Origin of the sequence: Paracoccus hibiscisoli, from assembly GCF_005048265.1 — a bacterium.
GTDB lineage: Bacteria > Pseudomonadota > Alphaproteobacteria > Rhodobacterales > Rhodobacteraceae > Paracoccus > Paracoccus hibiscisoli.
In genome coordinates this window covers 42,546-65,531 of record NZ_SUNH01000018.1, presented here as the reverse complement: position 1 = coordinate 65,531, position 22,986 = coordinate 42,546, and the positions used below count along the sequence as shown (strand labels likewise).

Genomic DNA, 22,986 nt, shown 5'->3' with positions numbered 1-22,986 from the left:
CCCCCCGGCCGTCGCGGGACGCAAATCAGGCGGCGACGCCCTCGGGCGCCCGCGCCCCGGTCATGTAGGACACCGCATCCGACATCGAATGCTCCTTGGGGTCGATGACGCACAGCCGCTTGCCAAGGCGGTGGATGTGGATGCGGTCCGCGACCTCAAAGACATGCGGCATGTTGTGGCTGATCAGCACGATGGGAATGCCACGCGACCGCACGTCCTGGATCAGGTCCAGCACGCGGCGGCTTTCCTTGACGCCCAGGGCGGCGGTCGGCTCATCCAGGATGATCACCCGACTGCCGAATGCCGCCGCGCGGGCCACGGCCACGCCCTGGCGCTGACCGCCCGACAGGGTCTCGACCGGCTGGCTGATGTTCTGAATGGTCATCAGCCCCAGCTCGGTCAGCTTGGCGCGGGCGAAATCGTCCATCGCCTGCTTGTCCAGCATGCCCAGCCACTTTCCCAGAAAGCCCGGTTTCCTGATCTCGCGGCCCATGAACATGTTGTCCGAGATCGACAGCGCGGGCGACAGGGCCAGCGTCTGATAGACCGTCTCGATCCCCATCTTGCGGGCATCCAGCGTGCTGTCAAAGCTGACCGGCTTGCCGTCCAGGCGGATCTCTCCCTCATCGGGCTTGACCGCGCCGGAGATGGCCTTGATCAGGCTGGACTTGCCGGCGCCATTGTCGCCGATGACGGCCAGGATCTCGCCGGGGTACAGGTCGAAATCGGCATGGTCCATGGCGGTCACGCGGCCATAGCGCTTGACCAGGTTGCGCGCGGACAAAAGCGGTTCGGTCATGACGACACCTTTCTGATCCATTGGTCGACGGCGACGGCAAAGATGATCAGCCAGCCGGTCGCGAACAGCTGCCACAGCACGTCCACCCCCGCCAGCCGCAGGCCGGAATTGAACACGCCCACGATCAGCGCCCCGATCAGCGGCCCCAGGATCGACCCGCGCCCCCCGAACAGAGAGATGCCGCCGATGACCACAGCCGTGATCGATTCCAGATTGGCCTCAAAGAACGAGGTTGGGCTGATCGACCCCACCCGCCCGATCGACGACCAGGCCGCCAGACCGCAGATCAGGCCCGCCACGACATAGACCGACAGCAGCACGCGCTTGGTCTGGATGCCGGCCAGCGCCGCCGATTCCGGATCGTCGCCCACCGCATAGACGCGCCGACCCCAGGCCGTCTTGTACAGCGCGTAGTACAGCACCGCGAACACGACCAGCATCAGCACGACCCCATAGGTCAGCACCGCGCCGCCGATCTCGAACCGGGTGCCAAAGAATTTCAGCAGCGGCGCCTCGGCGTCCAGGGTCTGGCTGCGGATCGTCTCGCGGCCCGACAGGTAATAGTTCAGCGCCAGGAACACGTTCCATGTACCAAGCGTGGTGATGAAGGGCGGCAGCTTCAGCCGCGTGACCAGGAACCCGTTCAGCGCCCCGGTGGCCGCCCCGCAGGCCAGGCCCACGAAGATGGCGATGGGCACGGGCACGCCGAAATTGATGGCCAGCTGGCCCATCACGACCGAGATCAGCACCATGACGGCACCGACCGACAGGTCGATCCCCGCGGTCAGGATCACCAGCGACTGCGCCGCCGCCAGCGTGCCCACCACCGCCACCTGCTGCAGCACCAGCGACAGGTTGAAGGCCGAGAAGAAGTTCGGAGAGATCAGCCCGAAGGCGATCAGCGACAGGACCAGCACGATGACCGGAACCATGGTGGGATACTGGTGCAGGAAATGCTGCACCCGGTCCAGCGTGCTGCGATGACGGTGGTCGAATTGGGCGACCGTATCGCTGGCATTGCGCGGGACCACGGGATCGGGGGTGTCGGACATCGGACTCTCCGTGGGTATGGCAAAGGGCACGATGGCGGGATGTCCCGCCATCGGCCGTTCAGCATGGGGCTGGTGGGGGCATCAGCCCCAGCAGCGCTCCAGCCCTTCGGCGACGCTGATCGATTCGACGCCCTCGGCCGGGCTGTCGGTGACCAGGTTCACGCCGGTATTGGTGAAATCCAGGCCCTCGGTGGTCTCGGGCTTGGTGCCGTCGGCGGCGAAGGCCGCGATCGCCTCGATGCCCATGGACGCCATCAGCAGCGGGTATTGCTGCGCGGTGGCACCGATCACGCCCTCCTGGACGTTCTGCACGCCCGGGCAGCCGCCATCGACCGAGACGATCATCACGTTCTCTTCCATGCCAAAGGACTTCAGCGCCTCATAGGCACCGGCGGCGGCGGGTTCGTTGATCGTATAGACCAGGTTGATGCCGGAATCGCGCTGCAGCAGGGCCTCCATCGCCTGACGGCCGCCCTCCTCGTTGCCCGAGGTGACGTCATGACCGACGATGCGGGCATCGTCCTCGTCGCCGATGACGTTCTCGTCCTTCACGTCGATGCCAAAGCCCGCCAGAAAGCCCTGGTCGCGCAGCACGTCCACGGACGGCGCGCTGGCCGACAGGTCCAGCATGGCGATCTTGGCGTCGGCCGCCGCGTCACCCATCTGGGCCGCGGCCCATGCGCCGATCAGGCGGCCGGCCTCGCGGTTGTCGGTGGCGAAGGTCGCGTCAGCCGCGTCGATCGGGTCCAGAGGCGTGTCCAGCGCGATGACCAGGATGCCGGCCTCACGCGCCTGGCCCAGGGAATCGGTGATGGCCTTGGTGTCGGACGCGGCGATCAGGATGCCCTTGACGCCCGCCGCGATGCAGCTTTCAACGGCCTGCTGCTGGGTCTCGTGGTCGCCGTCGATCTTGCCGGCAAAGGTCATCAGCTCGATGCCCAGCTCATTGGCCTTGGCGGTGGCGCCTTCCTTCATCTTCACGAAGAACGGGTTGATGTCCGTCTTGGTGATCAGGCAGGCCTTGGTGGCCTCCTGGGCCTGGGCGAACCCTGCGGACAGGGCAAGGGCGGACACCGCGACGGATGCGCGGAAAACGGTCTTGATGGTCACTTTACTAACTCCTCCAGCACGACGGTTCCTCGGCCGTCTTGCATTCACAAAGCACCAGAAGAATCGACTTGTCAATAAATCAATCATGTTGATTAATGCATTTCAGGAGGATGACCCATGCCCCTTGATCGTGACGGCCCCGGCGCGCTCAGCCGGAACGAACGGCTGATCCTGTCGCTGATCCGCAAGCGCGGGCCGATGCCACGTGCCGCGCTGGTCCAGCTGATGGACCTTTCGGCCCAGTCCATCACGAACCTGACGCGCAAGCTGATGCAGGCCGGCTATCTGGATGCAGGCGCGGTGGTGCGCGGCAAGGTCGGCCAGCCGTCGACGCCCCTGGCGCTGGCCCCGGACGGGGCGCTGTTCCTGGGCCTCAAGATCGGGCGCAGGCTGGCGGAACTGGCCCTGGTCGATTTCGCGGGCCGGGTCCGCGTGCACCGCCAGGAGGTCCACAGCCACCCCCGCCCCGACCGCGTGATGGCCTTTGCCCGCCAGGGGCTGGAGACGATGCTGGCCACGCTGTCGCCCGCCGAACGCGCCCGCATCACCGGGCTGGGCATCGCCGCGCCCTATCGCCTGTGGGACTGGGGCCACGAGATGTCCGACTGGCTGAACCTTGACCTGCGCTACGAACTGGCGCGCGGCCTGCCCTTTCCGGTGTTTCTGGACAATGACGGCACGACCGCCTGCGGGGCCGAGCTGATCTTTGGCCGCAACGACCTGCCGCGTGATTTCATCCATATCTACATCGCGCATTTCGCGGGGGGCGGCATCGTGCTGGACGGGGCGCTGCGCCATGGACCGACCCGGAATGCCGGGGCGCTCGGCTCGATGCCCATCCCTTCGGTGGGTCCGGGGGGCGGGCAGCTGCTGGACCAGGCGTCGGTTTCGGCCCTGGAGGCGCGGATCGGGCGGTCGCTGCCGCCCGACGATTCGGGATGGGACGTGCCCCCCGCGGTCGAGGCGGACTGGGCCGATCAGGCGGGCCGCGCCCTGGCCTTCGCAGCCATGTCGGCGGTGGCACTGGTCGATCTGCCGCTGGTGGTGATCGACGGCGCGGTGCCGCCCGCGACCCGCGCCCGCCTGGCGCAGGCCATGCGCGACGCGCTGCAGGCGATGCCCGCCGCGGGCATCGACCGCCCGCAGGTGATCGAGGGCACATTGGGCCGCAGCGCGCGCATCCTGGGGGCTGCAGGCCTGCCCTTGTCGCATTTCTTCCAGCCCGACGGGGCGCTGGACTAGGGCGATTGCGGTTGACACCGGGGCCTGCGCGTCTATACGGCACGCTTCGTTGGTGTTGGTGGACCCCGCAAGGGGAACCCTGTCAGGCCCCGGTTCGCAAGAGCCTCGGCCAGAGGACAACGCCCTTCGCAACCTGTTGAAGGAGATCAGCCGTGACCAAACGCACGTCTGCCAAGTACAAGCTCGACCGCCGCATGGGCGAGAACATCTGGGGCCGCGCCAAGTCGCCCGTCAACCGTCGTGAATACGGCCCCGGCCAGCACGGCCAGCGCCGCAAGAACAAGCTGTCGGACTTCGGCACCCAGCTGCGCGCCAAGCAGAAGCTCAAGGGCTACTATGGCGACCTGACCGAAAAGCAGTTCCGCCGCATCTATGCCGAAGCCGAGCGGATCCGCGGCGACACCGGCGAGAACCTGGTGGGCCTGCTGGAGCGTCGCCTGGACGCGATCGTGTATCGCGCCAAGTTCGTGGCGACCATCTGGGCCGCCCGCCAGTTCGTCAACCACGGCCACATCCAGGTCAACGGTCAGCGCGTGAACATCGCCTCCTACCGCGTCAAGGAAGGCGATGTCATCTCGATCCGCGAGCGCTCGCGCCAGCTGGCCATCGTGCTGGAAGCCGTCGCCCTGACCGAGCGTGACGTCCCGGATTACCTGGAAGTCGACCACAACAAGATGACCGCGACCTTCGTGCGCACCCCGGCCCTGGGCGACATTCCCTATGCCGTGCAGATGGAACCGAACCTGGTCGTCGAATTCTACGCCAAGAACTAATCGCCGCCGGGCCCTGTGCCCGAAGCGATATCACAGGGGGCCGCATCTTCGGATGCGGCCCTTTTGCGTCCCGCCACGGCAGGGGGCCAGCCCCCCGCACCCCCCGGCGTTGCGCGGGCCCGATGGCAGCGCGGCGGTTTGGGGGCTTTTCTAACGCCGATGGCGCGACTAGACGGGGTTCGACACAAGGATGGACCCCATGACCCAGACACCCGTGCAGCCCGGCATCATGGACATCGCGCTCTACGTCAGCGGCGAAAGCACGCTGGCGGGCCGCGCTGACGTGCTGAAGCTGTCGTCGAACGAGAACCCACTTGGCCCCAGCCCCGCAGCGCAAGAGGCGTTCCGCCGCGCGGCGGGCGATCTGCACCGCTATCCGGCGACTGACCACGCGGGCCTGCGCGCGGCCATCGGGCAGGTGCACGGGCTGGACCCCGACCGCATCATCTGCGGCGTGGGATCGGACGAGGTGCTGCAATTCGTCGTCCAGGCCTTTGCGGGACCGGGGGATGAGGTGATCACCACCCAGCACGGCTTTTCCATGTATCCGATCCTGGCGCGCATGGTCGGCGCCACCCCGGTCACCGTGCCGGAGGACACGCGCCGCGTCGATGTGGACGCGATTCTGGCGGCGGTCACCGTGCGCACGCGGGTCGTCTTCATCGCGAACCCCGCCAACCCCACCGGCACCATGCTGGGCGCGGACGAGCTGCAGCGGCTGATCGACGGGCTGCCGCCGCAGGTGCTGTTCGTCCATGACGGCGCCTATACCGAATTCGCGGAGGGGTTCGACGGGGGCGCATCGCTGGTCGACCGGCATCCGAACGTGATCATGACACGGACCTTTTCCAAGGCCTATGGGCTGGGGGGGCTGCGCGTGGGCTGGGGCTATGCCGCGCGGGAGGTCATCGACGTGCTGAACCGCATTCGCCAGCCCTTCAACCTGTCCGACGCCCAGATGGACGCGGCCCGCGCGGCGGTGCTGGACCGCGACTTCACCACCCGCTGCATCGCGCTGAACGCGCGGATGCGCGACCGGATGCGGCAGTCGCTGATCCAGATGGGCATCGGCTGCGACGAAAGCCACGCCAATTTCGTGCTGGCCCGGTTCGACGGCCCCGACACCGCCGCTGCCGCCGATGCGGCGCTGCGGGCGGACGGCATCCTGGTGCGGCGCGTGGGCGGATACGGCCTGCCCGATGCGCTGCGCATCACCGTGGGCGATGAGGATGCCGTCACCCGGGTACTGGATTGCCTGGGACGGTTCATGCAGGGGCGCGGGCAATGACGCAGGTCTATGACAAGGTCGCGCTGATCGGGCTGGGCCTGATCGCCGGGTCGATGGCCCATGCGATGCGCGAGGGCGGGCTGGCGGGCCGCATCACCGGCTATGCCCGCAGCGCCGAGACCCGCGACACCGCGCGCCAGATCGCCCTGTGCGAGGTCTGCGACAGCGCGGCCGAGGCCGTGGCGGGGGCCGATCTGGTCGTGCTGGCCGTGCCCGTGGGCGCCATGGCCGATGTCATGACCCAGATCACCCCGCATCTGGCGCCGGGCGTCACAATCACGGATGTGGGCTCGGTCAAGCAGTCGGTGATCGACGCCGTGACCCCGCATCTTCCGGCCGGCGCGCATTTCATCCCCGGACACCCGCTGGCCGGGACCGAACATTCCGGGCCGCGCGCGGGCTTTGCCAGCCTGTTCCGCAACCGCTGGTGGCTGCTGACGCCGCTGCCCGACACCGACCCTGATGCGCTGGCCCGCCTGGACCGGCTGATCACCGCGATGGGCGCCAAGACCGACCGGATGGACGCCGCCCATCACGACCTGGTTCTGGCCGTGACCAGCCATGCGCCGCACCTGATCGCCTATACGATGGTGGGGGTGGCCGACCACCTGCGCCGCGTGTCCGGCGAGGAGGTGATCCAGTATTCCGCCGCCGGGTTCCGCGACTTCACCCGGATCGCGGCCAGCGACCCGACCATGTGGCGCGACGTGTTCCTGCACAACAAGGAGGCGACGCTGGACATCCTGGGCCGCTTTACCGAGGAGCTGTTCGTCCTGCAGCGCGCCATCCGCATGGGCGACGGCCAGCAACTGCACGACTATTTCACCCGCACCCGCGCGATCCGTCGCGGCATCATCGAGGCGGGTCAGGACACCGAGGCCCCCGATTTCGGCCGCACCCCCGGCGCCCGCCCCGCAGGCTAGATCGCGGGCGCGGGGCCGATCGGCACGCCGCCCAGGATCAGCTGGCCGTCGCGCATGATGATGGGCAGGCGCAGCTCTCCCTCCGCGGGGTCGGGAAAGGCCGGGCCGGGCAGCGTGTCGTCCAGATCGGCCCGCGACAGCTGCGACAGGCCCGCGCGCAGCAGCAGCTGGCCCCGCGGCGGAATGAGGCCCAACCCCACCGCCATCCCGATCATCGCATCCGCATCGGCGGAATAGAGCGCGACCTGACCCTCGGCCCGGCCCTGGGCGTCGTGCGACAGGCGGCCGATGATGCGCAGGCCGATCTGGCCCGCCTGCAGGGCCAGCCCCTCGGTCTGCCAGCCGACAATCTGGGGCACCTGATCGCCTGTGACCGAGGGCGTGCCGTCCAGCCAGATCCGCACCGGCCCCTGCGCGCCCACCGGCCCCGGCAGCGGCCCGGGATCCAGCCCCAGACGCGCCACCCCCGCCACATCCAGCCCCTCCAGCGCCAGGTCCAGCGCGTAGGCCGCCCGCGCCGGTCGCGGCGCGTTGGCCCCCAGGGGGACCATCCGCGCCTGCAGCGACAGCGCATCCGCCAGCGGCTGCCCGTCCAGCGTCACGTCCTGCGCCTGCAGGTCCAGCCGGTCGGGCGCCATGCGGTTCAGCGGCGCCAGCGACAGGCTGGCCACCGGGGCCGACAGGCCCAGCTGCATCACCTGGCCGCCCTGCGTCACCTGCGCCTGATCGGGCAGGTCCAGCTGCGCGGTCAGCGGCGCCAGGGGCGACAGCCAGGCGCGCATCCAGGGCAGCCCGACCCCAATGGCCGGGTCGCTGAAGCGCAGATCCGTCAGCCCGACCCCGATCTGGCGCGGATCGCGCAGCGCCGTCACGGACGCCGCCTCCAGCGCCGGATCGGTGGCGATCCATGCCGCAACCCGGTCGCGGGCCAGCGTCTCGACCCCCAGCCAGCCGCCCACCACGATTGCCGCCACCAGCCCCGTTCCGATTACCGCCCCGCGCATGTCCGTGTTGCCCTTTTTTCCAACCCTGTGTCGTCCTACCTTGTGCCCCGAAAGGATGGACAATGGAACGCATCGATTGGGTCTTTGGCTATGGATCGCTGATCTGGGACCCGGGCTTTGATCCGCAGGAGGCCGTGCGCGCCGATCTGGCCGGCTATGCCCGCAGCTTCTGCCTGCGATCCATCCAGCATCGCGGCACAAAGGCCCTGCCTGGGCTGGTCCTGGGCCTGGACCCGCAGGAGGGCGCGCTGTGCCGGGGTCTGGCGCTGCGCATCAGGCCCCGCGATCATGACCGCGTCCTGGCCGATCTGCGCGCGCGCGAGCTGGTCACCGATGCCTATCGCGAGGCGATCCTGCCCTTGGCGCTAGAGGACGGGCGGCAGGTGCGCGCGCTGGCCTATGTGATGCGGCGCGACCATTGGCAATATGCGGGCGGTCTGGACGCGCAGGAACAGGCGCGCATCATTGCAGCCGCCCATGGCGGTCGCGGCCCGAATGCCGACTACCTGTTCAACACCGCCACCCATCTGGCCCGGATCGGGATGCCCGACGACCACCTGGATGCCCTGTCGCGCGCCGTGCGCGCACTGATGCCGCCCGCCGGTTGACCCCGGACTTCGGAACGCTTGGCAAGTGCGGCGGCCCGCCCTACAGTCGGGCAAAAGCATCGACGGGACGGGGATTTACCGGTGAGCGATCCGACCAATGGCGACCCGCAGGGACGCTCGCGGCTGACCCTGACGAACCGCCGAATCTCGGCCACGCGCGACCAGGCGCTGACGGCGGACGGCGGTGCGCCGCGCTTTTCGCAGCCGGTGCGGCAGATCCTGCTGATGCTGACGGTGATGGGGCTGGTGGTGGCCGGGGGATGGTTCGCCTATGGCCGCATCCTGTCCATCTTTGACGCGAACCGCTGGCTGAACGGGCTGATCCTGGCGGTCTTTGCCCTGGGCGTGCTGGCCTGTTTCTGGCAGGTCGCGCAATTGGTCGGATCGGTCAGCTGGATCGAGCGTTTCGCCGCCCGCCGCCGCAATGCGGAGCGCACGACCGGTGACGACATGGCCCCCCGCCTGCTGGCGCCGCTGGCCTCGCTGTTGGGGTCGCGCGGACCTGCGGGCGGCGCGATCAGCGCCAGCTCGGCCCGGTCGATCCTGGATTCGGTCGCGACCCGCATTGACGAGGCGCGCGACATCACCCGTTACCTGGCCAACCTGCTGATCTTTCTGGGCCTTCTGGGCACGTTCTATGGGCTGGCCACGACGATTCCCGCCGTGGTGGACACCATCCGCGCCCTGTCGCCGCAAAATGGCGAAACCGGGCTGGAGCTGTTCCAGAACCTGATGACCGGCCTTGAATCGCAGCTGGGCGGCATGGCCACGGCGTTCTCATCCTCGCTGCTGGGTCTGGCGGGGTCGCTGGTCGTGGGCCTCCTGGAGCTGTTCGTGACGCATGGCCAGAACCGCTTCTACCGAGAGCTGGAGGAGTGGATGTCGGGCTTTACCCGCATCAGCGTGGCCTCGGGCGAGGGCGAGGGGGTCGATCAGGCGGCGCTGGCGGGGTTCCTGGACCAGATGGCGGGTCAGATGAACCGCCTGCAGACCTATCACACCGAACGCGACGCGCTGCGCGAGGAGGCCGCCCTGATGGCCGATGAGCGGGTCGTTGTGATGGCCCAGGCCATCGAGGCGCTGGTCCAGCAGGCCCAGGCCGAACGCAGCGCATCGGACGGTCAGGCAGACCGCCTGACCCAGGCCCTGACGCGGCTGGCCGACAGCCCGCCCCCCGCCCCCGACCTGTCGCGCCTGGAGGCCGCACTGGACCGTTTGTCCGCCGAGCTGACCGAAGGCCGGGACGAGATGCTGGCCGAGCTGCGATCGGACATCCTGGTCCTGACGCGGGCGGTGCGGGCCGCGCGCTTTGGCGACCCGTTCCGCGACGATCTGCTGACCCGCGGCGAGGGCTGAGGGCATGCGCCTGTCCCGCGGCTCATCGGCGCAGCGTTTCTCGTCCACGATCTGGCCGGGCTTCGTCGATGCGATGACGGCGCTGCTGCTGGTGCTGATGTTCGTGCTGACGATTTTTACCGTGGTGCAGGGGGTGCTGCGCGAACAGATCACCACCCAGGACGGCACGATCACCGATCAGGGGCAGGTGATCTCTCGCCAAGAACGCCAGCTGGACGATCTGGGTGCGCAGGTCGCGGCCCTGGGCCAGGCGCTGAACGCCGCCACCACCCGCGAGGCCGAGATGGCCGCATCGCTGGAGACCGAGGCCGAGCGCGCCGCCCGCGCCGAGGCCGAGGCCCGCGACCGCGCCGCCCGCATCGCGCGGCTGACCAGCCAGCTGGCCACGGGCCAGTCGGAGCTGGACCAGGCCCGCACCCGCCTGACCGATTTCGAGGCCGAGGTCGCGGCGCTGCTGGCTGAACGCGCCGCCAGCGCCACCCGGCTGAGCGCGCTGGAGGCCGATCTGGATCAGGCGCAGACCCGCGCCTCGGCCGCCGAACTGGCGGTGGCGGCGGCGCGGTCGGAAAACGATGCCCAGGCCGAGGCCGCGCGCCTGGCCGCCGCCCGCGCCGCCGCGCTGGAGGCGCTGGCCGCCGATCTGCGCGCCCAAACCGAGGCGCAGCAGGCGACGCTGGCACAGACCGAGACCCGCCTGACCGAGGCCGAGCAGACCCGCCTGGCCGAGGCCGAGGCCGCAGCCCTGCTGCGCCAGCGCCTGGAGGGTGCGGATGCCGAACTGACCGCGATGACCCTGGCGCTGGAGGAACGCCGCCGCGAGGCGGAGGAGACGCTGACCCTGCTGGCCGCCGCCAATGCCGCCCGCGACGAGGCCGAGGCCCAGGCCATGACCCAGCTGACCGAGGCCGAGCGTCAGGCCGCCCTGCTGGCCACCGCGCGGGCGCAGCTGGCCGATCAGCAGGATCTGTCGCAGGACAGCCAGCGCCGCGTCGCCGCCCTGAACGAGCAGGTGGCCCAGCTGCGCGCCCAGCTGGGATCGCTGCAGGCGCTGCTGGATGCCGCCGGGGACGAGCAGGCCGATGCCGAGCTGCGCGTGTCCGATCTGGGGCAGCAGCTGAACGCCGCCCTGGTCCGCGCCGCCGAGGAGACCCGCGCCCGCCTGGCCCTGGAGGAGGAGGCCCGCCTGCGTGCCGAGGCCGAGGCGCAGGATCTGGTCCGCTATCGGTCCGAATTTTTTGGCCGCCTGTCCCAGATCCTGTCGGGCCGCGAGGGGGTGCAGGTGGTCGGCGACCGCTTCGTCTTCCAGTCCGAGGTGCTGTTCGCGCCGGGCGAGGCGACGCTGTCGGGCGCGGGCCGCGACCAGATCGCGGGTCTGGCCGCGCTGCTGACCGACGTGGCCGGAGAGATCCCGCCCGAGATCGACTGGATCATCCGCGTGGACGGCCATACCGACAGCCTGCCGCTGTCCGGCACCGGGCGCTATGCCGACAACTGGGAGCTGAGCCAGGGTCGGGCGCTGGCTGTGGTCCGCTATCTGGCCGATGATCTGGGCTTTCCGGCGGCGCGGCTGGCGCCTACTGGTTTTGCGGACACGCGCCCCATCGCCCCCGAGGACAGCCCCGAAGGCCGCGCCCTGAACCGCCGGATCGAGCTGAAACTGACCGAGCGTTAATGCCCGACGGTGCGCGAGAACACGTTGATCACGATCACCCCGGTGACGATCAGCACCAGCCCCAGCACCGCAGGTCCGTCCAGCCGTTGGCCGAACACGACCAGCCCGATCATCGCGACCAGCGCCACGCCGCAGGCGCTCCAGATGGCATAGGCGACGCCCAGGGGCAGCACCTTGAGGCTGACCGACAGCAGGTAAAAGCTGACCAGATAACACACCGCCATCCCGACCGTGGGCGCCAGACGTGTGAACTGTTCAGAGCGCTGCAGCAGGGTTGTGCCCAGCACCTCCAGCGCGATGGCCGCGCCAAGCGGAACGTAGGGGGACAGGGTCATCGGAACTCGCCGTAAGATGCCCCATCCTTTTGGCAGCGGGCTGGGGGCAGTCAAGCAGTTTCGCGCGGGCCGGGTCTGCCGGAGGCCTAGGGTGCCCCGGTACGGGCCGACGCTCTACGCTGCCACCGCGCAAGCAAGGGAGCCTTGTCTGATCCCGCTCACGGCATTCGCCTCACCGGTGCGGCTCAGGCCGCATCAGTTGTCTCAGGCGACAGGGGCCGCTCGTCGGACAGGCCGGCCATGTGCTTGAGGTGCCGCTCAAGCTCGGAGTTGATCTCGGCGCCGACCAGCACGATCGTGGCGTTCAGCCACAGCCAGGTCATCAGCGCGATCACCGCACCAAGCGACCCATAGGTTTCGTTATAGTTGCCGAAATTCACCGCATACCAGGAAAACAGCATCGAGGTGATGACCAGCGCCAGAGCCGCAAAGACCGCGCCAGGCGACACCCACCGCCAGCGTGACTTGGGCGCCGCGGGCCCCCACCGATAGACCGCCGCCAACGCCAGGACCAGCAGGCCCAGCATCAGCGGCCAGCGGATGATCGACAGGATCGTCTCTGCCCCCCACCCGATGGGCAGCAGGCGCAGCACCCAAGGCAGCACCGCGATCACGCCCAGCATCAGCACGATCATCGCCAACCCGCCCAGGGTGAAGGCCATCGCCACCAGGTTCAGCCGGACAAAGCCACGCGTCTCGCGCTGAAAGACCGCGACGTTCAGTGCCGACAGCAACGCCTTCATCCCGCCATTGGCCGACCAGAAGGCCACCAGCAGCGCGATGAACCCCGCCACGGACAGGGCCCCGGTCGAGGCCGAAGCGATCGAAACGACCTGCCCGCGGATGATTTCCAGTGAGCTTTCGGGCAGCAGATCCTCCAGCATCGCCAGATGCGACTGGATCGTGGTGGGATCGGCCCACAGACCATAGAGCGACACAAAAGCCGTGATCGCCGGGAACAGCGACAGCAGCCCAAAGAACGTCACGCCCCCCGACACCGACGTCACCCGGTCCTCGCCGATCTGCTTCACGGTGGATTTGGCGACCGCGATCACATCGGCCCGCGACATGTCGCGCAGGCCGGGCTGGGGGCCGGTGGGGGCGGCGTCGGCGGGCTGATCGCCCTCCAGCCCGAACCGCTGACGCGTTTCCTGATCCAGGGGGGCGAAGAACGCGTCGGCGATGCCGGGCTGTCTGGTCATGCGGGGTCCCTTTCGTGGTCCGGATCAGATCCGGGTGTCGTCATGCGGCGCGCGGGGCGCGCGGTCCTGCGTGGCGCCGGGCCGGGGTCCGGGCGCGCCGTTCAGGATGGCGCGCAGCTGATCGGCGGCCGCCACGAAATCGCCGACGATGGTCGTGGCCTGGCTGGACACGCCGCGGAACGACTGGAACGCCGCGGCCAGCGACTGCGCCACGCCGTTCAGACCCTGCGACAGGTCGGTTGCGGTGCGCGTCAGGTTCTGGGCGACATTGCCGCCCCGACCGCGCGACGCGTTGGCGCGCAGGCGGGCGGCCTGGGCGCTGTCCTCACGCGCTTGGGCGCGGACGCGGCGGCGCATCGCCTCGCGCTCCTCCTCGTCGAGCGTGGCAAAGCGCGGGGCCACCGGGGGGCGGTCATGAGAGGCGCGGTCATAGGACGGGCGCGGATGATCGTCCCCGCCGGCCAGCTTGCGCGCCAGCAGGCTGGACGCGGCCGTGATGCCCGCGACGCCCAAGGCGACGCCCGCCCAGACCACGACCTTGGCCGAGGTCGTCACGTCGTCCTGACGCGATGCCGCGCGGCGCGGGGCGGAGGCGGGGCGGTGGCCCGTGGGGACGGGCCGGGGTCCGAACCGGGTCTGGCTGGTGCGGTCGGCCTCGGTGGCGGGGGCAGTGGGGTCGTGGGGGCGGCGCATGGCAATCTCCGGTCGGTTGTCTGAACTGTTGCGACCGAACCCGCCGCGCCTGCGGAATGTTCCCCCGCCAGTCGTGCGCAACGCATGAAAACTTGCCCCCGCCCCCCTGCCCCGCTATGCCCCGACGCAGCAAAAGGAGCCCGCCATGATCCCGCGTTACAGCCGCCCCGAGATGGTCGCCATCTGGTCCCCCGAGACCAAGTTCCGCATCTGGTACGAGATCGAGGCCCATGCCTGCGACGCGCAGGCCGATGTGGGCGTGATCCCGCGTGAAAACGCGGAGGCCGTCTGGCGCGCCAAGGATGTCCAGTTCGACGTGGCCCGCATCGACGAGATCGAGGCCGTCACCAAGCATGACGTGATCGCCTTCCTGACCCATCTGGCCGAACATGTGGGCGCCGATCAGGCACGCTTTGTCCATCAGGGCATGACCAGCAGCGACGTGCTGGACACCACGCTGAACGTGCAGCTGGTCCGCGCCAGTGACATCCTTCTGGCGGGGATGGACCGGGTTCTGGCCGCGCTGAAGGCCCGCGCGCACGAGCATAAGGACACGGTCCGCATCGGCCGCAGCCACGGCATCCATGCCGAACCCACCACGATGGGCCTGACCTTCGCCCGCTTCTACGCCGAGATGGCCCGCGGCCGCGCCCGACTGGAGGCCGCGCGCCACGAGATCGCCACCGGCGCGATCAGCGGCGCGGTCGGCACCTTTGCCAATATCGACCCCGCCGTCGAGGAGCATGTCTGCGCCAAGCTGGGCCTGCGCCCCGAGCCGATCAGCACCCAGGTCATCCCGCGCGACCGCCACGCGATGTTCTTTGCCGTGCTGGGCGTGATCGCCTCCAGCATCGAGAACATCGCCATCGAGATCCGCCACATGCAGCGCACCGAAGTGTTGGAGGCCGAGGAGTTCTTCAGCCCCGGCCAGAAGGGCAGCAGCGCAATGCCGCACAAGCGCAACCCGGTCCTGACCGAGAACCTGACCGGCCTTGCCCGTCTGGTCCGCATGTCGGTCATCCCGGCGATGGAGAACGTGGCGCTGTGGCACGAACGCGACATCAGCCATTCCTCGGTCGAGCGTGCCATCGGGCCGGACACCACGATCACGCTGGATTTCGCGCTGCACCGCCTAGCGGGCGTGGTCGAAAAGCTGGTGATCTACCCCGAGACGATGCTGGCCAACATGAACAAGTTCAAGGGCCTGGTCATGTCGCAGCGGGTGCTGCTGGCGCTGACCCAGGCCGGCGTGTCGCGCGAGGACAGCTATCGCCTGGTCCAGCGCAACGCGATGAAGGTCTGGGAGAAGGGCGCCGACTTCAAGACCGAGCTGCTGGCCGACCCGGAGGTCACCGCCGCCCTCTCCCCCGCCGAGATCGAGGAGAAGTTCGACTTGGGCTATCACACCAAGCATGTCGACACGATCTTTGCGCGCGTCTTTGGCGCCGATCCGGTGTAAAACCGTCGGGCGTCAACCTTGCGTTAGGGTTGTCGTGGCATTCTTGCGGCACGGATTGTGATCGGAGGCGCGCATGACAAGCCAGACGGGGCTGAACCAGCGGCAGAAGGCGGCGGTGATCGTGCGCCTTTTGCTGGACGATGACGAGGTTGCGGGCCTGGACCGCCTGGACACCGCGACCCAGACCCTGCTGGCGCAGGAAATGGCCGGGATGGAGCTGATTGACCGCAACACCCGTGATGCGGTCATCACCGAATTCTGCGATCGGCTAGAGGCGGTGGGCGTCACCTTTCCCGGCAATCTGGACGGCACGCTGGCCATGCTGGGCGCGCGCCTGTCGGATGACAGCACCGACCAGCTGCGCCGGACAGCCGCCATCAACGGGCATTCGGACCCCTGGGTGCGGCTGTGCGATCTGCCCAAGGAATCGCTGATCGCGCTGGCCAATGCCGAATCGGTCGAGCTGGTGGCGCTGATGCTGTCCAAGCTGCCGGTCGAGGCGGCATCCGCCACCTTCATCGCCCTGCCCCGCGAACGCGCGCGGGTCGTGGCGCAGGCGATGTCGATGACCTCGGGCGTGACGCCCGCCGCGCTGCGCCGGGTGGGGCTGGTCCTGCTGCAGGCGGCCGAGGCGCTGCCCAAACCCGCCATCCCGACGCCCGCCTGCGACAGGATGGGGGCGATCCTGAACTTCGCGACCGCCGATCTGCGCGACGACGTGCTGGGCGCGCTGGACGAACGCGACATGGAATTCGCGGATGGGGTGCGCAAGGCGATCTTCATCTTTGCCCATATCCCCGCCCGGATCGAACCGCGCGAGGTCCCCAAGATCGTCCGAGAGCTGGACCAGACGACCCTGGTGCGGGCCCTTGCGGCCCCGGCAGAGGCCGATGCCGCCGCGGCCGAGTTCATCCTGTCCAACCTGTCGCAGCGCATGGCCGACGGCCTGCGCGAGGAACGCGAGGCCCTCGGCAAGCCGCGCGCCAAGGAAGTCGATGAGGCCATGACCGAGGTCATCAACGCCATCCGCCGCCTGCAGGAATCCAACCAGCTGACCCTCAAGCTGCCGCAGGACGAGGAATAGGCGCGGGCTTGTCCCCGCCGCGCGCCCGGGCGATAACCCCGCGACCGGAGGCCCCGATGACCAACCAGATCGCCATTGCCCTGCTGCTGCTGATCGTCGCAGTGTTCGCCGTGGACCAGATCTGGCTGGGGGGCGACCTTCCGCTGGTCGCGGCCAGGACGATGGACCAGTTCATCGAATATGTCAGCTTCTGGCGCTGAGGGCTGACGGGCCCGGCGGCCGTTTCGGCATTTGCATCGCCCCTGCCGCCACGCTACACCACGGGCAACCATCACCTGCTCGAGAGGGATACCCATGGCAGTCAAGGTCGCCATCAACGGCTTCGGCCGGATCGGTCGCAACGTCCTGCGCGCAATCATCGAATCGGGCCGCACCGACATCGAGGTCGTCGCCATCAACGACCTGGGCCCGGTCGAGACGAACGCCCACCTGCTGCGCTATGACAGCGTCCATGGCCGCTTTCCGGCCACGGTGACGGTGTCGGGCGACAGCATCGACGTGGGTCGCGGCCCGATCAAGGTCACCGCCATCCGCAACCCGGCAGAGCTGCCCTGGGGCGATGTCGACGTCATCATGGAATGCACGGGCCTGTTCACGTCCAAGGACAAGGTTCAGGCGCATCTGTCGACGGGCGCCAAGCGCGTGCTGATCTCGGCGCCGGGCGACAATGCCGACAAGACCATCGTCTATGGCGTGAACCACGACACGCTGACCAAGGACGACCTGGTCGTCTCGAACGCCAGCTGCACGACGAACTGCCTGTCGCCGGTGGTCAAGGTCCTGAACGACACGATCGGCATCGATCGCGGCTTCATGACCACGATCCACAGCTATACCGGCGATCAGCCCACGCTGGACACGATGCACAAGGATCTGTACCGCGCCCGCGCCGCGGCGCTGTCGATGATCCCGACCTCGACCGGGGCCGCCAAGGCCGTGGGCCTGGTCCTGCCGGAACTGAAGGGCAAGCTGGACGGCGTGGCCATCCGCGTGCCCACGCCCAACGTCTCGGTCGTGGATCTGGTGTTCGAGGCCAGCCGCGACACCTCGGTCGCCGAAGTCAACGCCGCGATCAAGGCCGCCGCCGACGGCCCGCTGAAGGGCGTGCTGGGCTATACCGAGGAATCGCTGGTCTCGACCGACTTCAACCACGATCCGCATTCGTCGATCTTCCACATGGACCAGACCAAGGTCATGGAGGGCCGCATGGTCCGCATCCTGACCTGGTACGACAACGAATGGGGCTTCTCGAACCGCATGTCGGACACGGCCGTGGCGATGGGCAAGCTGATCTGATCGCCATCCCAGATTGAAAGACGGCGGGGCCAGAGCGTCCCGCCGTTTTCCGTTCAGCGCCCCGTGGCGCATCAATCGGCGTAGATCATCCGCACGCTCATCCCGCCATCGGCGACGAAGCGCTGGCCAGTGATGAACCCGGCCTCATCCGACGCCAACCAGGCGACCAGGCCCGCGATATCCTCGACCCGACCCACGCGACCCACCGGGTGCTGGCTGCGGTCGCGGTCAGAGTGTTCGGGCTCGTACCGGTTGGCGGCCTTCTGCCAGGGGCCGGTCTCGATCCAGCCGGGAAGGATGCAGTTCGCGCGGATCTGCGGCCCCAGGCTGACCGCCAGCGCATGGGTCAGCGCCACCAGCGCGCCCTTGGCCGCGGCGTAGGCCTCGGTCTGCGGTTCGGACTGCAGCGCGCGGGTGGAGGCGATGGTCACGATGCTGCCCCGCGCCTGCCGCAGCAGCGGCACCGACCGCCGGATCGTCAGAAAGGCCCCGGTGACGTGACTGTCCTGCCAACGCCGCCAATCGGCCAGGGACAGATCCTCGATCGGGCCGCTGACCGGGTCGGCCACGCCGGCGTTGCAGACCAGCAGATCCAGCCCGCCCTCCCCCAGCCAACCGTCCAGCGCCAGCATGCCCTGCGCCACCTGCGCCTCGGAGCCGACATCGACCGGAAGGCACAGCAGATCGGGGTCCTGATCACGCAGCTCGTCCAGCGCCTCGGCATCCAGGTCGAACACCGCGACGCGCCAGCCGTCATTGCGCAATCGTGTGACGATGCCCCTGCCGATTCCCTGCGCGCCGCCGGTGATCAATGCCGTCTTCATCCCGATGCTCCGTTTTGGGGTCCGTCTGACCCCAACAACCGGACGCGTCGGTCGTTCCAAAGCCTCAGCCGGACTTCACGGCGGACAGGCGGCGGGAATTGGCGCGGGTGCGGCGGCCATAGGGGCGCATGCCCGCAGACAGCATGCGTTCCGTGCTGTGCCCGCGCAGCCCGGCGCTGGCCATGGCGAACAGGGATTCCGACACGGCGGCGTGCTTTTCGGCGACCATGCGGAACGGCTCTCCGGGGGCCTGGACCATCAGGCCCATCATCCCGGCCATGCGGAGGCCAATTACCATGTTGGATTCGATCGCGATGCGGGCGAATTGCGACACCAGTCTTACCTGTGAGGCGGGCAGAATCATCGGCATCATCGGGTTCATGGGTGGTATCCTTTCGGCGGCCTTGGACAAAACCTGCCAGGCAGCGCCACTGTGCGCCCCTTGGCGCGCACACTCAACCGCCACTTTCGGACAGGGTTCCCGAAATATGAACGCGGCTGCTTGGCAAGGGGCCGTTGCCGTGGTTAGAGGCACCCTCATGACACAGACGCTGACACTTCGCCGCCCGGACGACTGGCACCTGCATCTGCGCGACGGCGCGATGCTGGCCGCGGTCGCGCCGCATTCCGCGCAATTCGGCCGCGCGATCATCATGCCCAATCTGGTGCCGCCGGTCACGACCGGCGCCCAGGCCGCCGCCTATCGCGACCGCATCCGCGCGGCCCTGCCGCCGGGTGCCGCGCTGGACCCGCAGATGGTGCTGTACCTGACCGACACGACCGACGCCGCCGATGTGGTGGCCGCGTTCCGGGCCGGGATCATCCGTGCGGTCAAGCTGTATCCGGCGGGCGCCACCACGAACAGCGCGTCAGGCGTGACCGATTTCGACCGCGTCCAGCCGGTGTTGGAGGCGATGGCCGAGGCGGGCGTGACCCTGTGCGTCCACGGAGAGGTCACCGACCTCGCCGTCGACATCTTCGACCGCGAGGCCGTGTTCATCGACACCGTGCTGGACCCGCTGCGCCGTCGCACGCCAGGCCTGCGCGTGGTGATGGAGCATATCACCACGTCCCAGGGCGTCGATTACGCCCGCGCGGGCGGCGATGATCTGGCCGCGACGATCACCACGCATCACCTTGTCATCAACCGCAACGCCATCCTGGCGGGGGGCATCCGGCCGCATTACTACTGCCTGCCGGTCGCGAAACGCGAATCGCACCGCCTGGCGCTGCGCGAGGCCGCGACCAGCGGCGATGCGCGGTTCTTTCTGGGCACCGACAGCGCGCCGCACACCGACGCCGCCAAGCTGCAGCCCTGCGGCTGCGCGGGCTGTTTCACCGCGCCGAACACCATGTCGATCCTGGCGCAGGTGTTCCAGGATGACGGCGCGCTGGACCGGCTGGAGGCCTTCACCAGCCTGAACGGCGCGGCCTTCTATCGGATGGCGCCCAACGACGACCGCATCACCCTGACACGCCGTGACACGCCTGCGACATACCCGGCGCAGATCACCGCGGGCGATGAGACCGTCACCGTCTTCGACCCCGGATTCACGCTGTTCTGGCACCTGGAGGACATATGAGCCTGACCTTCCCCGCGCGCGACGAGATCGCCCGCCTGACCGCCCGGATGCTGCTGGAGATCAAGGCCGTCGATTTCAACGCGGCCCAGCCCTTCACCTATGCGTCCGGCCTCAAGGGCCCGACCTATGTGGATTGCCGCCGCATCATCAGCTTTCCGCGCGTCCGCGCCACGCTGATGGATTTCATGGCCGCGACCGTCATGCGCGACGCGGGCTTCGAGGCCTTCGACAATGTCGCGGGCGGCGAGACGGCCGGTATCCCCTTCGGTGCGCTGGTCGCGGAACGGCTTGGCCTGCCGATGACCTATGTCCGGAAAAAGCCCAAGGGTTACGGCCGCAACGCCCGGATCGAGGGCGTGATGACCGAGGGCCAGCGGGTCCTGCTGGTCGAGGATCTGACCACCGATGGCGGCAGCAAGCTGTCCTTCGTCGATGCGATCCGCGAGACGGGCGCCACCTGCGCCCATACGGCGGTGATCTTCTACTATGGCATCTTCCCCGAGACCACGCAGCGGCTGGCCGATCACGGCGTGGCGCTGCATCACCTGTGCACCTGGTGGGACGTGCTGGCCGAGGCCCGCGCCCAGGGGTCGTTCGACGAGGCGACCCTGACCGAGGTCGAGGCCTTTCTGACCGACCCCCGCGCCTGGCAGGCGGCAAACGGCTGACAGCCGGGTTATCCACAGCCTGTCCACAGCGTCATCCACCGAAATCCGGGGCCGGGCGATTTCAACGCCCGGCCCTTTGCGCTACCCTCCCCCGCGACCCTACCGAAAGACAGGCACGAACATGACCGGCTTGCGCGTGATCATTCCCGGACAAATCGAGGGCGGCGAGGACAAGCAGCCCATCCCCTATTCGCTGGAGGCCGAACAGCAGCTGCTGGGCGCGCTGCTGACGAACAACGATGTGTTCGACCGGGTCAGCCAGATCATCAAGTCCGAACATTTCTATCACCCGGTCCATGCGCGCATCTTTGACATCTGCGCCGAACGCATCCGCCGCAACGCGCTGGCCAGCCCTGTCACGATCAAGGCCTTCCTGGACAATGACGAGGGCCTGAAGGAGCTGGGCGGCCCGGCCTATCTGGCCCGCATGGCCGCGGCGGCCATCAGCGCCTATGCCGCGCGCGACTATGCGCAGATGATCCGCGAATTCGCCCTGCGCCGCGAGCTGATGCTGCTGGGTCAGGACATCACCGCCCGCGCCCAGACCGTCGAGGTCGGCGACGACGCCGAGGAACAGATCAAGGCCGCCGAACAGACGCTGTACAAGCTGGGCGAGGCGGGGACCGCGGAACGCGGGTTCCAATCCTTCCTCAAGGCCGTGACCGGCGCCGTGCAGGTGGCCAATGCCGCCTATCAGCGCGACGGCAAGCTGTCGGGGATTTCCACCGGGCTGATCGATCTGGACGGCAAGATGGGCGGTCTGAACAATTCGGACCTGATCATCCTGGCCGGCCGCCCGTCGATGGGCAAGACCGCGCTGGCGACCAACATCGCCTTCAACATCGCCAAATCGCACAAGCTGGGCGAAAAGCCCGACGGCACGCAGGGGTCGGTCGAGGGCGGCGTCGTGGGTTTCTTCAGCCTCGAGATGTCGGCCGAACAGCTGGCCGCCCGCATCCTGTCCGAGGCCGCCGAGGTGCCGTCCGAACGCATCCGCTCCGGCAACATGGACGAGGGCGAATTCCGCCGCTTCGTCGAGGCCGCGCATGCGCTGCAGAACTGCCCGCTGTTCATCGACGACACGCCCGCCCTGCCCATCAACCAACTGGCCGCCCGCGCCCGCAAGCTGAAGCGGACGCATGGGCTGGACGTGCTGATCGTGGACTACCTTCAGCTACTCAAGGCCGCCACCGCCAAGGACAGCCGCGTGAACGAAGTGTCCGAGATCACCCAAGGCCTCAAGGCCGTGGCCAAGGAGCTGAACATCCCGGTCATCGCCCTGTCGCAGCTGTCCCGTCAGGTCGAGAACCGCGAGGACAAGCGCCCGCAGCTGTCCGACCTGCGCGAATCCGGCTCGATCGAGCAGGACGCCGACATCGTGATGTTCGTGTTCCGCGAGGAATACTACAAGGAACGCGAAAAGCCCTCGGACAGCGATCTGGACGCGATGGCCCGCTGGCAGCAGGTGATGGAGAACGTCCACGGCAAGGCCGAGGTCATCCTGGGCAAGCAGCGCCACGGCCCCATCGGCACGGTCGAGCTGGCCTTCGAGGGTCAGTTCACCCGCTTCGGCAACCTGGCCCGCGACAGACAGTCGCAATGGGACTGAACCTGCCCATCCCGGTCGCCACGATCGGGCTGCTGCTGGCGTCCAACGTCTTCATGACGGTGGCGTGGTATGGGCACCTGAAATTCAAGACCGCACCGCTGGTCACAGTGATCTTCATCAGCTGGGGCATCGCGTTTTTCGAATACCTGATGCAGGTGCCCGCCAACCGCATCGGCTACGGCTATTACAGCGCCGCCCAGCTGAAAACGATCCAGGAGGTCATCAGCCTTTCGGTCTTCGCCCTCTTCTCCTGGCTCTACCTGGGCGAGAGGCTGGGCTGGCAGCACGGCGTCGGCTTCTCGCTGATCTGCCTCGGCGCGTGGTTCATCTTCCACGACTTCGGCTAAGGCACCGTCCCCGGGGGGTGCGGGGGGCTGGCCCCCCGCCGTCGCGGGACGCAATCCCT

The 22,986-nt window shown here is 68.4% G+C and carries 24 protein-coding genes; 15 read left to right on the top strand and 9 right to left on the bottom strand.

The window, feature by feature from the left end; all coding sequences use genetic code 11:
* Window positions 1–25: 25 nt before the first annotated feature.
* The 3 genes from FA740_RS13475 to FA740_RS13465 all read right to left on the bottom strand — a co-directional run bounded on the left by FA740_RS13475 (window position 26) and on the right by FA740_RS13465 (window position 2,955).
* Window positions 26–799 carry an ATP-binding cassette domain-containing protein gene (locus FA740_RS13475; protein ID WP_211243709.1) on the bottom strand — a complete coding sequence of 258 codons (774 nt, stop codon included), beginning with the start codon at window positions 797–799 and terminating at the stop codon, window positions 26–28.
* A complete protein-coding gene (locus FA740_RS13470; RefSeq protein WP_136857294.1) occupies window positions 796–1,851 on the bottom strand; it encodes an ABC transporter permease in 1,056 nt (351 codons plus the stop codon). Before FA740_RS13470 ends, FA740_RS13475 begins: the two co-directional genes overlap by 4 nt.
* A gap of 81 nt (window positions 1,852–1,932) precedes the next feature.
* A complete protein-coding gene (locus tag FA740_RS13465) occupies window positions 1,933–2,955 on the bottom strand; it encodes a sugar ABC transporter substrate-binding protein (protein WP_409779437.1) in 1,023 nt (340 codons plus the stop codon).
* A 123-nt stretch (window positions 2,956–3,078) separates the two neighbouring features.
* Between FA740_RS13465 and FA740_RS13460 the strand changes: the two genes are divergently transcribed.
* The 4 genes from FA740_RS13460 (at window position 3,079) to FA740_RS13445 (ending at window position 7,187) form a co-directional block, all read left to right on the top strand.
* Window positions 3,079–4,203 carry an ROK family transcriptional regulator gene (locus FA740_RS13460; RefSeq protein ID WP_136857292.1) on the top strand — a complete coding sequence of 375 codons (1,125 nt, stop codon included), beginning with the start codon at window positions 3,079–3,081 and terminating at the stop codon, window positions 4,201–4,203.
* A 152-nt stretch (window positions 4,204–4,355) separates the two neighbouring features.
* Entirely contained in the window at window positions 4,356–4,976 is a 621-nt protein-coding gene (rpsD, locus tag FA740_RS13455; protein WP_136857291.1) for a 30S ribosomal protein S4, read from the top strand.
* A gap of 199 nt (window positions 4,977–5,175) precedes the next feature.
* Window positions 5,176–6,264 (top strand): histidinol-phosphate transaminase, encoded by a 1,089-nt coding sequence (hisC, locus tag FA740_RS13450; RefSeq protein ID WP_136857290.1) that lies wholly within the window; start codon window positions 5,176–5,178, stop codon window positions 6,262–6,264.
* Window positions 6,261–7,187, top strand: a complete 927-nt coding sequence (locus FA740_RS13445) for a prephenate/arogenate dehydrogenase family protein (protein WP_136857289.1) — start codon at window positions 6,261–6,263, stop codon at window positions 7,185–7,187. The genes hisC and FA740_RS13445 overlap by 4 nt, the downstream gene beginning before the upstream one ends.
* On the opposite strand, the gene FA740_RS13440 is transcribed toward FA740_RS13445, so the two are convergent.
* Window positions 7,184–8,191, bottom strand: a complete 1,008-nt coding sequence (locus tag FA740_RS13440; RefSeq protein WP_136857288.1) for a DUF2125 domain-containing protein — start codon at window positions 8,189–8,191, stop codon at window positions 7,184–7,186. The two genes, FA740_RS13445 and FA740_RS13440, sit on opposite strands and share 4 nt — an antisense overlap.
* 62 nt (window positions 8,192–8,253) lie before the next feature.
* Here FA740_RS13440 and FA740_RS13435 point away from each other — a divergent pair, with 62 nt between their 5' ends.
* From FA740_RS13435 to FA740_RS13425, 3 genes are all read left to right on the top strand, one after another.
* Window positions 8,254–8,799 (top strand): gamma-glutamylcyclotransferase, encoded by a 546-nt coding sequence (locus FA740_RS13435; RefSeq protein ID WP_136857287.1) that lies wholly within the window; start codon window positions 8,254–8,256, stop codon window positions 8,797–8,799.
* 144 nt (window positions 8,800–8,943) lie between these two features.
* Window positions 8,944–10,155, top strand: coding sequence for a biopolymer transporter ExbB (locus tag FA740_RS13430; RefSeq protein ID WP_409597256.1), 1,212 nt, complete (start codon window positions 8,944–8,946; stop codon window positions 10,153–10,155).
* Window positions 10,156–10,159: 4 nt separating this feature from the next.
* Window positions 10,160–11,827 carry a peptidoglycan -binding protein gene (locus tag FA740_RS13425; protein ID WP_136857286.1) on the top strand — a complete coding sequence of 556 codons (1,668 nt, stop codon included), beginning with the start codon at window positions 10,160–10,162 and terminating at the stop codon, window positions 11,825–11,827.
* Here FA740_RS13425 and FA740_RS13420 read toward each other — a convergent pair.
* The 3 genes from FA740_RS13420 to FA740_RS13410 form a co-directional block, all read right to left on the bottom strand.
* Window positions 11,824–12,156: an SMR family transporter gene (locus tag FA740_RS13420; protein ID WP_211243712.1), complete on the bottom strand. Its 333-nt coding sequence runs from the start codon at window positions 12,154–12,156 to the stop codon at window positions 11,824–11,826. The genes FA740_RS13425 and FA740_RS13420 overlap by 4 nt on opposite strands.
* A 191-nt stretch (window positions 12,157–12,347) precedes the next feature.
* Entirely contained in the window at window positions 12,348–13,364 is a 1,017-nt protein-coding gene (locus FA740_RS13415; protein WP_136857284.1) for a YihY/virulence factor BrkB family protein, read from the bottom strand.
* A gap of 24 nt (window positions 13,365–13,388) precedes the next feature.
* Window positions 13,389–14,057 carry a hypothetical protein gene (locus tag FA740_RS13410; RefSeq protein WP_136857283.1) on the bottom strand — a complete coding sequence of 223 codons (669 nt, stop codon included), beginning with the start codon at window positions 14,055–14,057 and terminating at the stop codon, window positions 13,389–13,391.
* A gap of 145 nt (window positions 14,058–14,202) precedes the next feature.
* Between FA740_RS13410 and purB the strand changes: the two genes are divergently transcribed.
* The 4 genes from purB to gap all read left to right on the top strand — a co-directional run bounded on the left by purB (window position 14,203) and on the right by gap (window position 17,896).
* Entirely contained in the window at window positions 14,203–15,516 is a 1,314-nt protein-coding gene (gene purB / locus FA740_RS13405; protein WP_136857282.1) for an adenylosuccinate lyase, read from the top strand.
* A 73-nt stretch (window positions 15,517–15,589) separates the two neighbouring features.
* The gene (locus tag FA740_RS13400; protein ID WP_136857281.1) at window positions 15,590–16,600 is read left to right on the top strand and encodes a FliG C-terminal domain-containing protein; all 1,011 of its coding nucleotides are present in this window, start codon (window positions 15,590–15,592) and stop codon (window positions 16,598–16,600) included.
* Between the two features lie 56 nt (window positions 16,601–16,656).
* Window positions 16,657–16,800 carry a hypothetical protein gene (locus FA740_RS19735; RefSeq protein WP_169306304.1) on the top strand — a complete coding sequence of 48 codons (144 nt, stop codon included), beginning with the start codon at window positions 16,657–16,659 and terminating at the stop codon, window positions 16,798–16,800.
* 94 nt (window positions 16,801–16,894) lie between these two features.
* On the top strand, window positions 16,895–17,896 hold the full coding sequence (gene gap, locus FA740_RS13395; RefSeq protein WP_136857280.1) for a type I glyceraldehyde-3-phosphate dehydrogenase: 1,002 nt from the start codon (window positions 16,895–16,897) through the stop codon (window positions 17,894–17,896).
* A 71-nt stretch (window positions 17,897–17,967) separates the two neighbouring features.
* Here gap and FA740_RS13390 read toward each other — a convergent pair whose 3' ends face one another.
* A complete protein-coding gene (locus FA740_RS13390) occupies window positions 17,968–18,720 on the bottom strand; it encodes an SDR family oxidoreductase (RefSeq protein ID WP_136857279.1) in 753 nt (250 codons plus the stop codon).
* A 64-nt stretch (window positions 18,721–18,784) separates the two neighbouring features.
* The gene (locus tag FA740_RS13385) at window positions 18,785–19,102 is read right to left on the bottom strand and encodes an antibiotic ABC transporter (RefSeq protein ID WP_136857278.1); all 318 of its coding nucleotides are present in this window, start codon (window positions 19,100–19,102) and stop codon (window positions 18,785–18,787) included.
* 157 nt (window positions 19,103–19,259) lie between these two features.
* On the opposite strand from FA740_RS13385, the gene pyrC reads away from it, so the two are divergent.
* The 4 genes from pyrC to FA740_RS13365 all read left to right on the top strand — a co-directional run bounded on the left by pyrC (window position 19,260) and on the right by FA740_RS13365 (window position 22,927).
* A complete protein-coding gene (gene pyrC / locus FA740_RS13380) occupies window positions 19,260–20,303 on the top strand; it encodes a dihydroorotase (protein ID WP_136857277.1) in 1,044 nt (347 codons plus the stop codon).
* On the top strand, window positions 20,300–20,971 hold the full coding sequence (locus tag FA740_RS13375; protein WP_136857276.1) for an orotate phosphoribosyltransferase: 672 nt from the start codon (window positions 20,300–20,302) through the stop codon (window positions 20,969–20,971). The genes pyrC and FA740_RS13375 overlap by 4 nt, the downstream gene beginning before the upstream one ends.
* A 121-nt stretch (window positions 20,972–21,092) precedes the next feature.
* Window positions 21,093–22,580, top strand: coding sequence for a replicative DNA helicase (locus FA740_RS13370; protein ID WP_136857275.1), 1,488 nt, complete (start codon window positions 21,093–21,095; stop codon window positions 22,578–22,580).
* Window positions 22,571–22,927 (top strand): DMT family protein, encoded by a 357-nt coding sequence (locus FA740_RS13365; RefSeq protein ID WP_136857274.1) that lies wholly within the window; start codon window positions 22,571–22,573, stop codon window positions 22,925–22,927. Before FA740_RS13370 ends, FA740_RS13365 begins: the two co-directional genes overlap by 10 nt.
* The last annotated feature ends 59 nt before the right edge of the window (window positions 22,928–22,986 follow it).

Coding starts and splice junctions, on each gene's coding strand:
- FA740_RS13475 (WP_211243709.1), bottom strand. CDS start 799: ATGACCGAACCGCTTTTGTCCGCGCGCAACCTGGTCAAGCGCTATGGC.
- FA740_RS13470 (WP_136857294.1), bottom strand. CDS start 1,851: ATGTCCGACACCCCCGATCCCGTGGTCCCGCGCAATGCCAGCGATACG.
- FA740_RS13460 (WP_136857292.1), top strand. CDS start 3,079: ATGCCCCTTGATCGTGACGGCCCCGGCGCGCTCAGCCGGAACGAACGG.
- hisC (WP_136857290.1), top strand. CDS start 5,176: ATGACCCAGACACCCGTGCAGCCCGGCATCATGGACATCGCGCTCTAC.
- FA740_RS13445 (WP_136857289.1), top strand. CDS start 6,261: ATGACGCAGGTCTATGACAAGGTCGCGCTGATCGGGCTGGGCCTGATC.
- FA740_RS13440 (WP_136857288.1), bottom strand. CDS start 8,191: ATGCGCGGGGCGGTAATCGGAACGGGGCTGGTGGCGGCAATCGTGGTG.
- FA740_RS13435 (WP_136857287.1), top strand. CDS start 8,254: ATGGAACGCATCGATTGGGTCTTTGGCTATGGATCGCTGATCTGGGAC.
- FA740_RS13425 (WP_136857286.1), top strand. CDS start 10,160: ATGCGCCTGTCCCGCGGCTCATCGGCGCAGCGTTTCTCGTCCACGATC.
- FA740_RS13415 (WP_136857284.1), bottom strand. CDS start 13,364: ATGACCAGACAGCCCGGCATCGCCGACGCGTTCTTCGCCCCCCTGGAT.
- FA740_RS13410 (WP_136857283.1), bottom strand. CDS start 14,057: ATGCGCCGCCCCCACGACCCCACTGCCCCCGCCACCGAGGCCGACCGC.
- purB (WP_136857282.1), top strand. CDS start 14,203: ATGATCCCGCGTTACAGCCGCCCCGAGATGGTCGCCATCTGGTCCCCC.
- FA740_RS13400 (WP_136857281.1), top strand. CDS start 15,590: ATGACAAGCCAGACGGGGCTGAACCAGCGGCAGAAGGCGGCGGTGATC.
- FA740_RS19735 (WP_169306304.1), top strand. CDS start 16,657: ATGACCAACCAGATCGCCATTGCCCTGCTGCTGCTGATCGTCGCAGTG.
- gap (WP_136857280.1), top strand. CDS start 16,895: ATGGCAGTCAAGGTCGCCATCAACGGCTTCGGCCGGATCGGTCGCAAC.
- FA740_RS13390 (WP_136857279.1), bottom strand. CDS start 18,720: ATGAAGACGGCATTGATCACCGGCGGCGCGCAGGGAATCGGCAGGGGC.
- FA740_RS13385 (WP_136857278.1), bottom strand. CDS start 19,102: ATGAACCCGATGATGCCGATGATTCTGCCCGCCTCACAGGTAAGACTG.
- pyrC (WP_136857277.1), top strand. CDS start 19,260: ATGACACAGACGCTGACACTTCGCCGCCCGGACGACTGGCACCTGCAT.
- FA740_RS13375 (WP_136857276.1), top strand. CDS start 20,300: ATGAGCCTGACCTTCCCCGCGCGCGACGAGATCGCCCGCCTGACCGCC.
- FA740_RS13370 (WP_136857275.1), top strand. CDS start 21,093: ATGACCGGCTTGCGCGTGATCATTCCCGGACAAATCGAGGGCGGCGAG.
- FA740_RS13365 (WP_136857274.1), top strand. CDS start 22,571: ATGGGACTGAACCTGCCCATCCCGGTCGCCACGATCGGGCTGCTGCTG.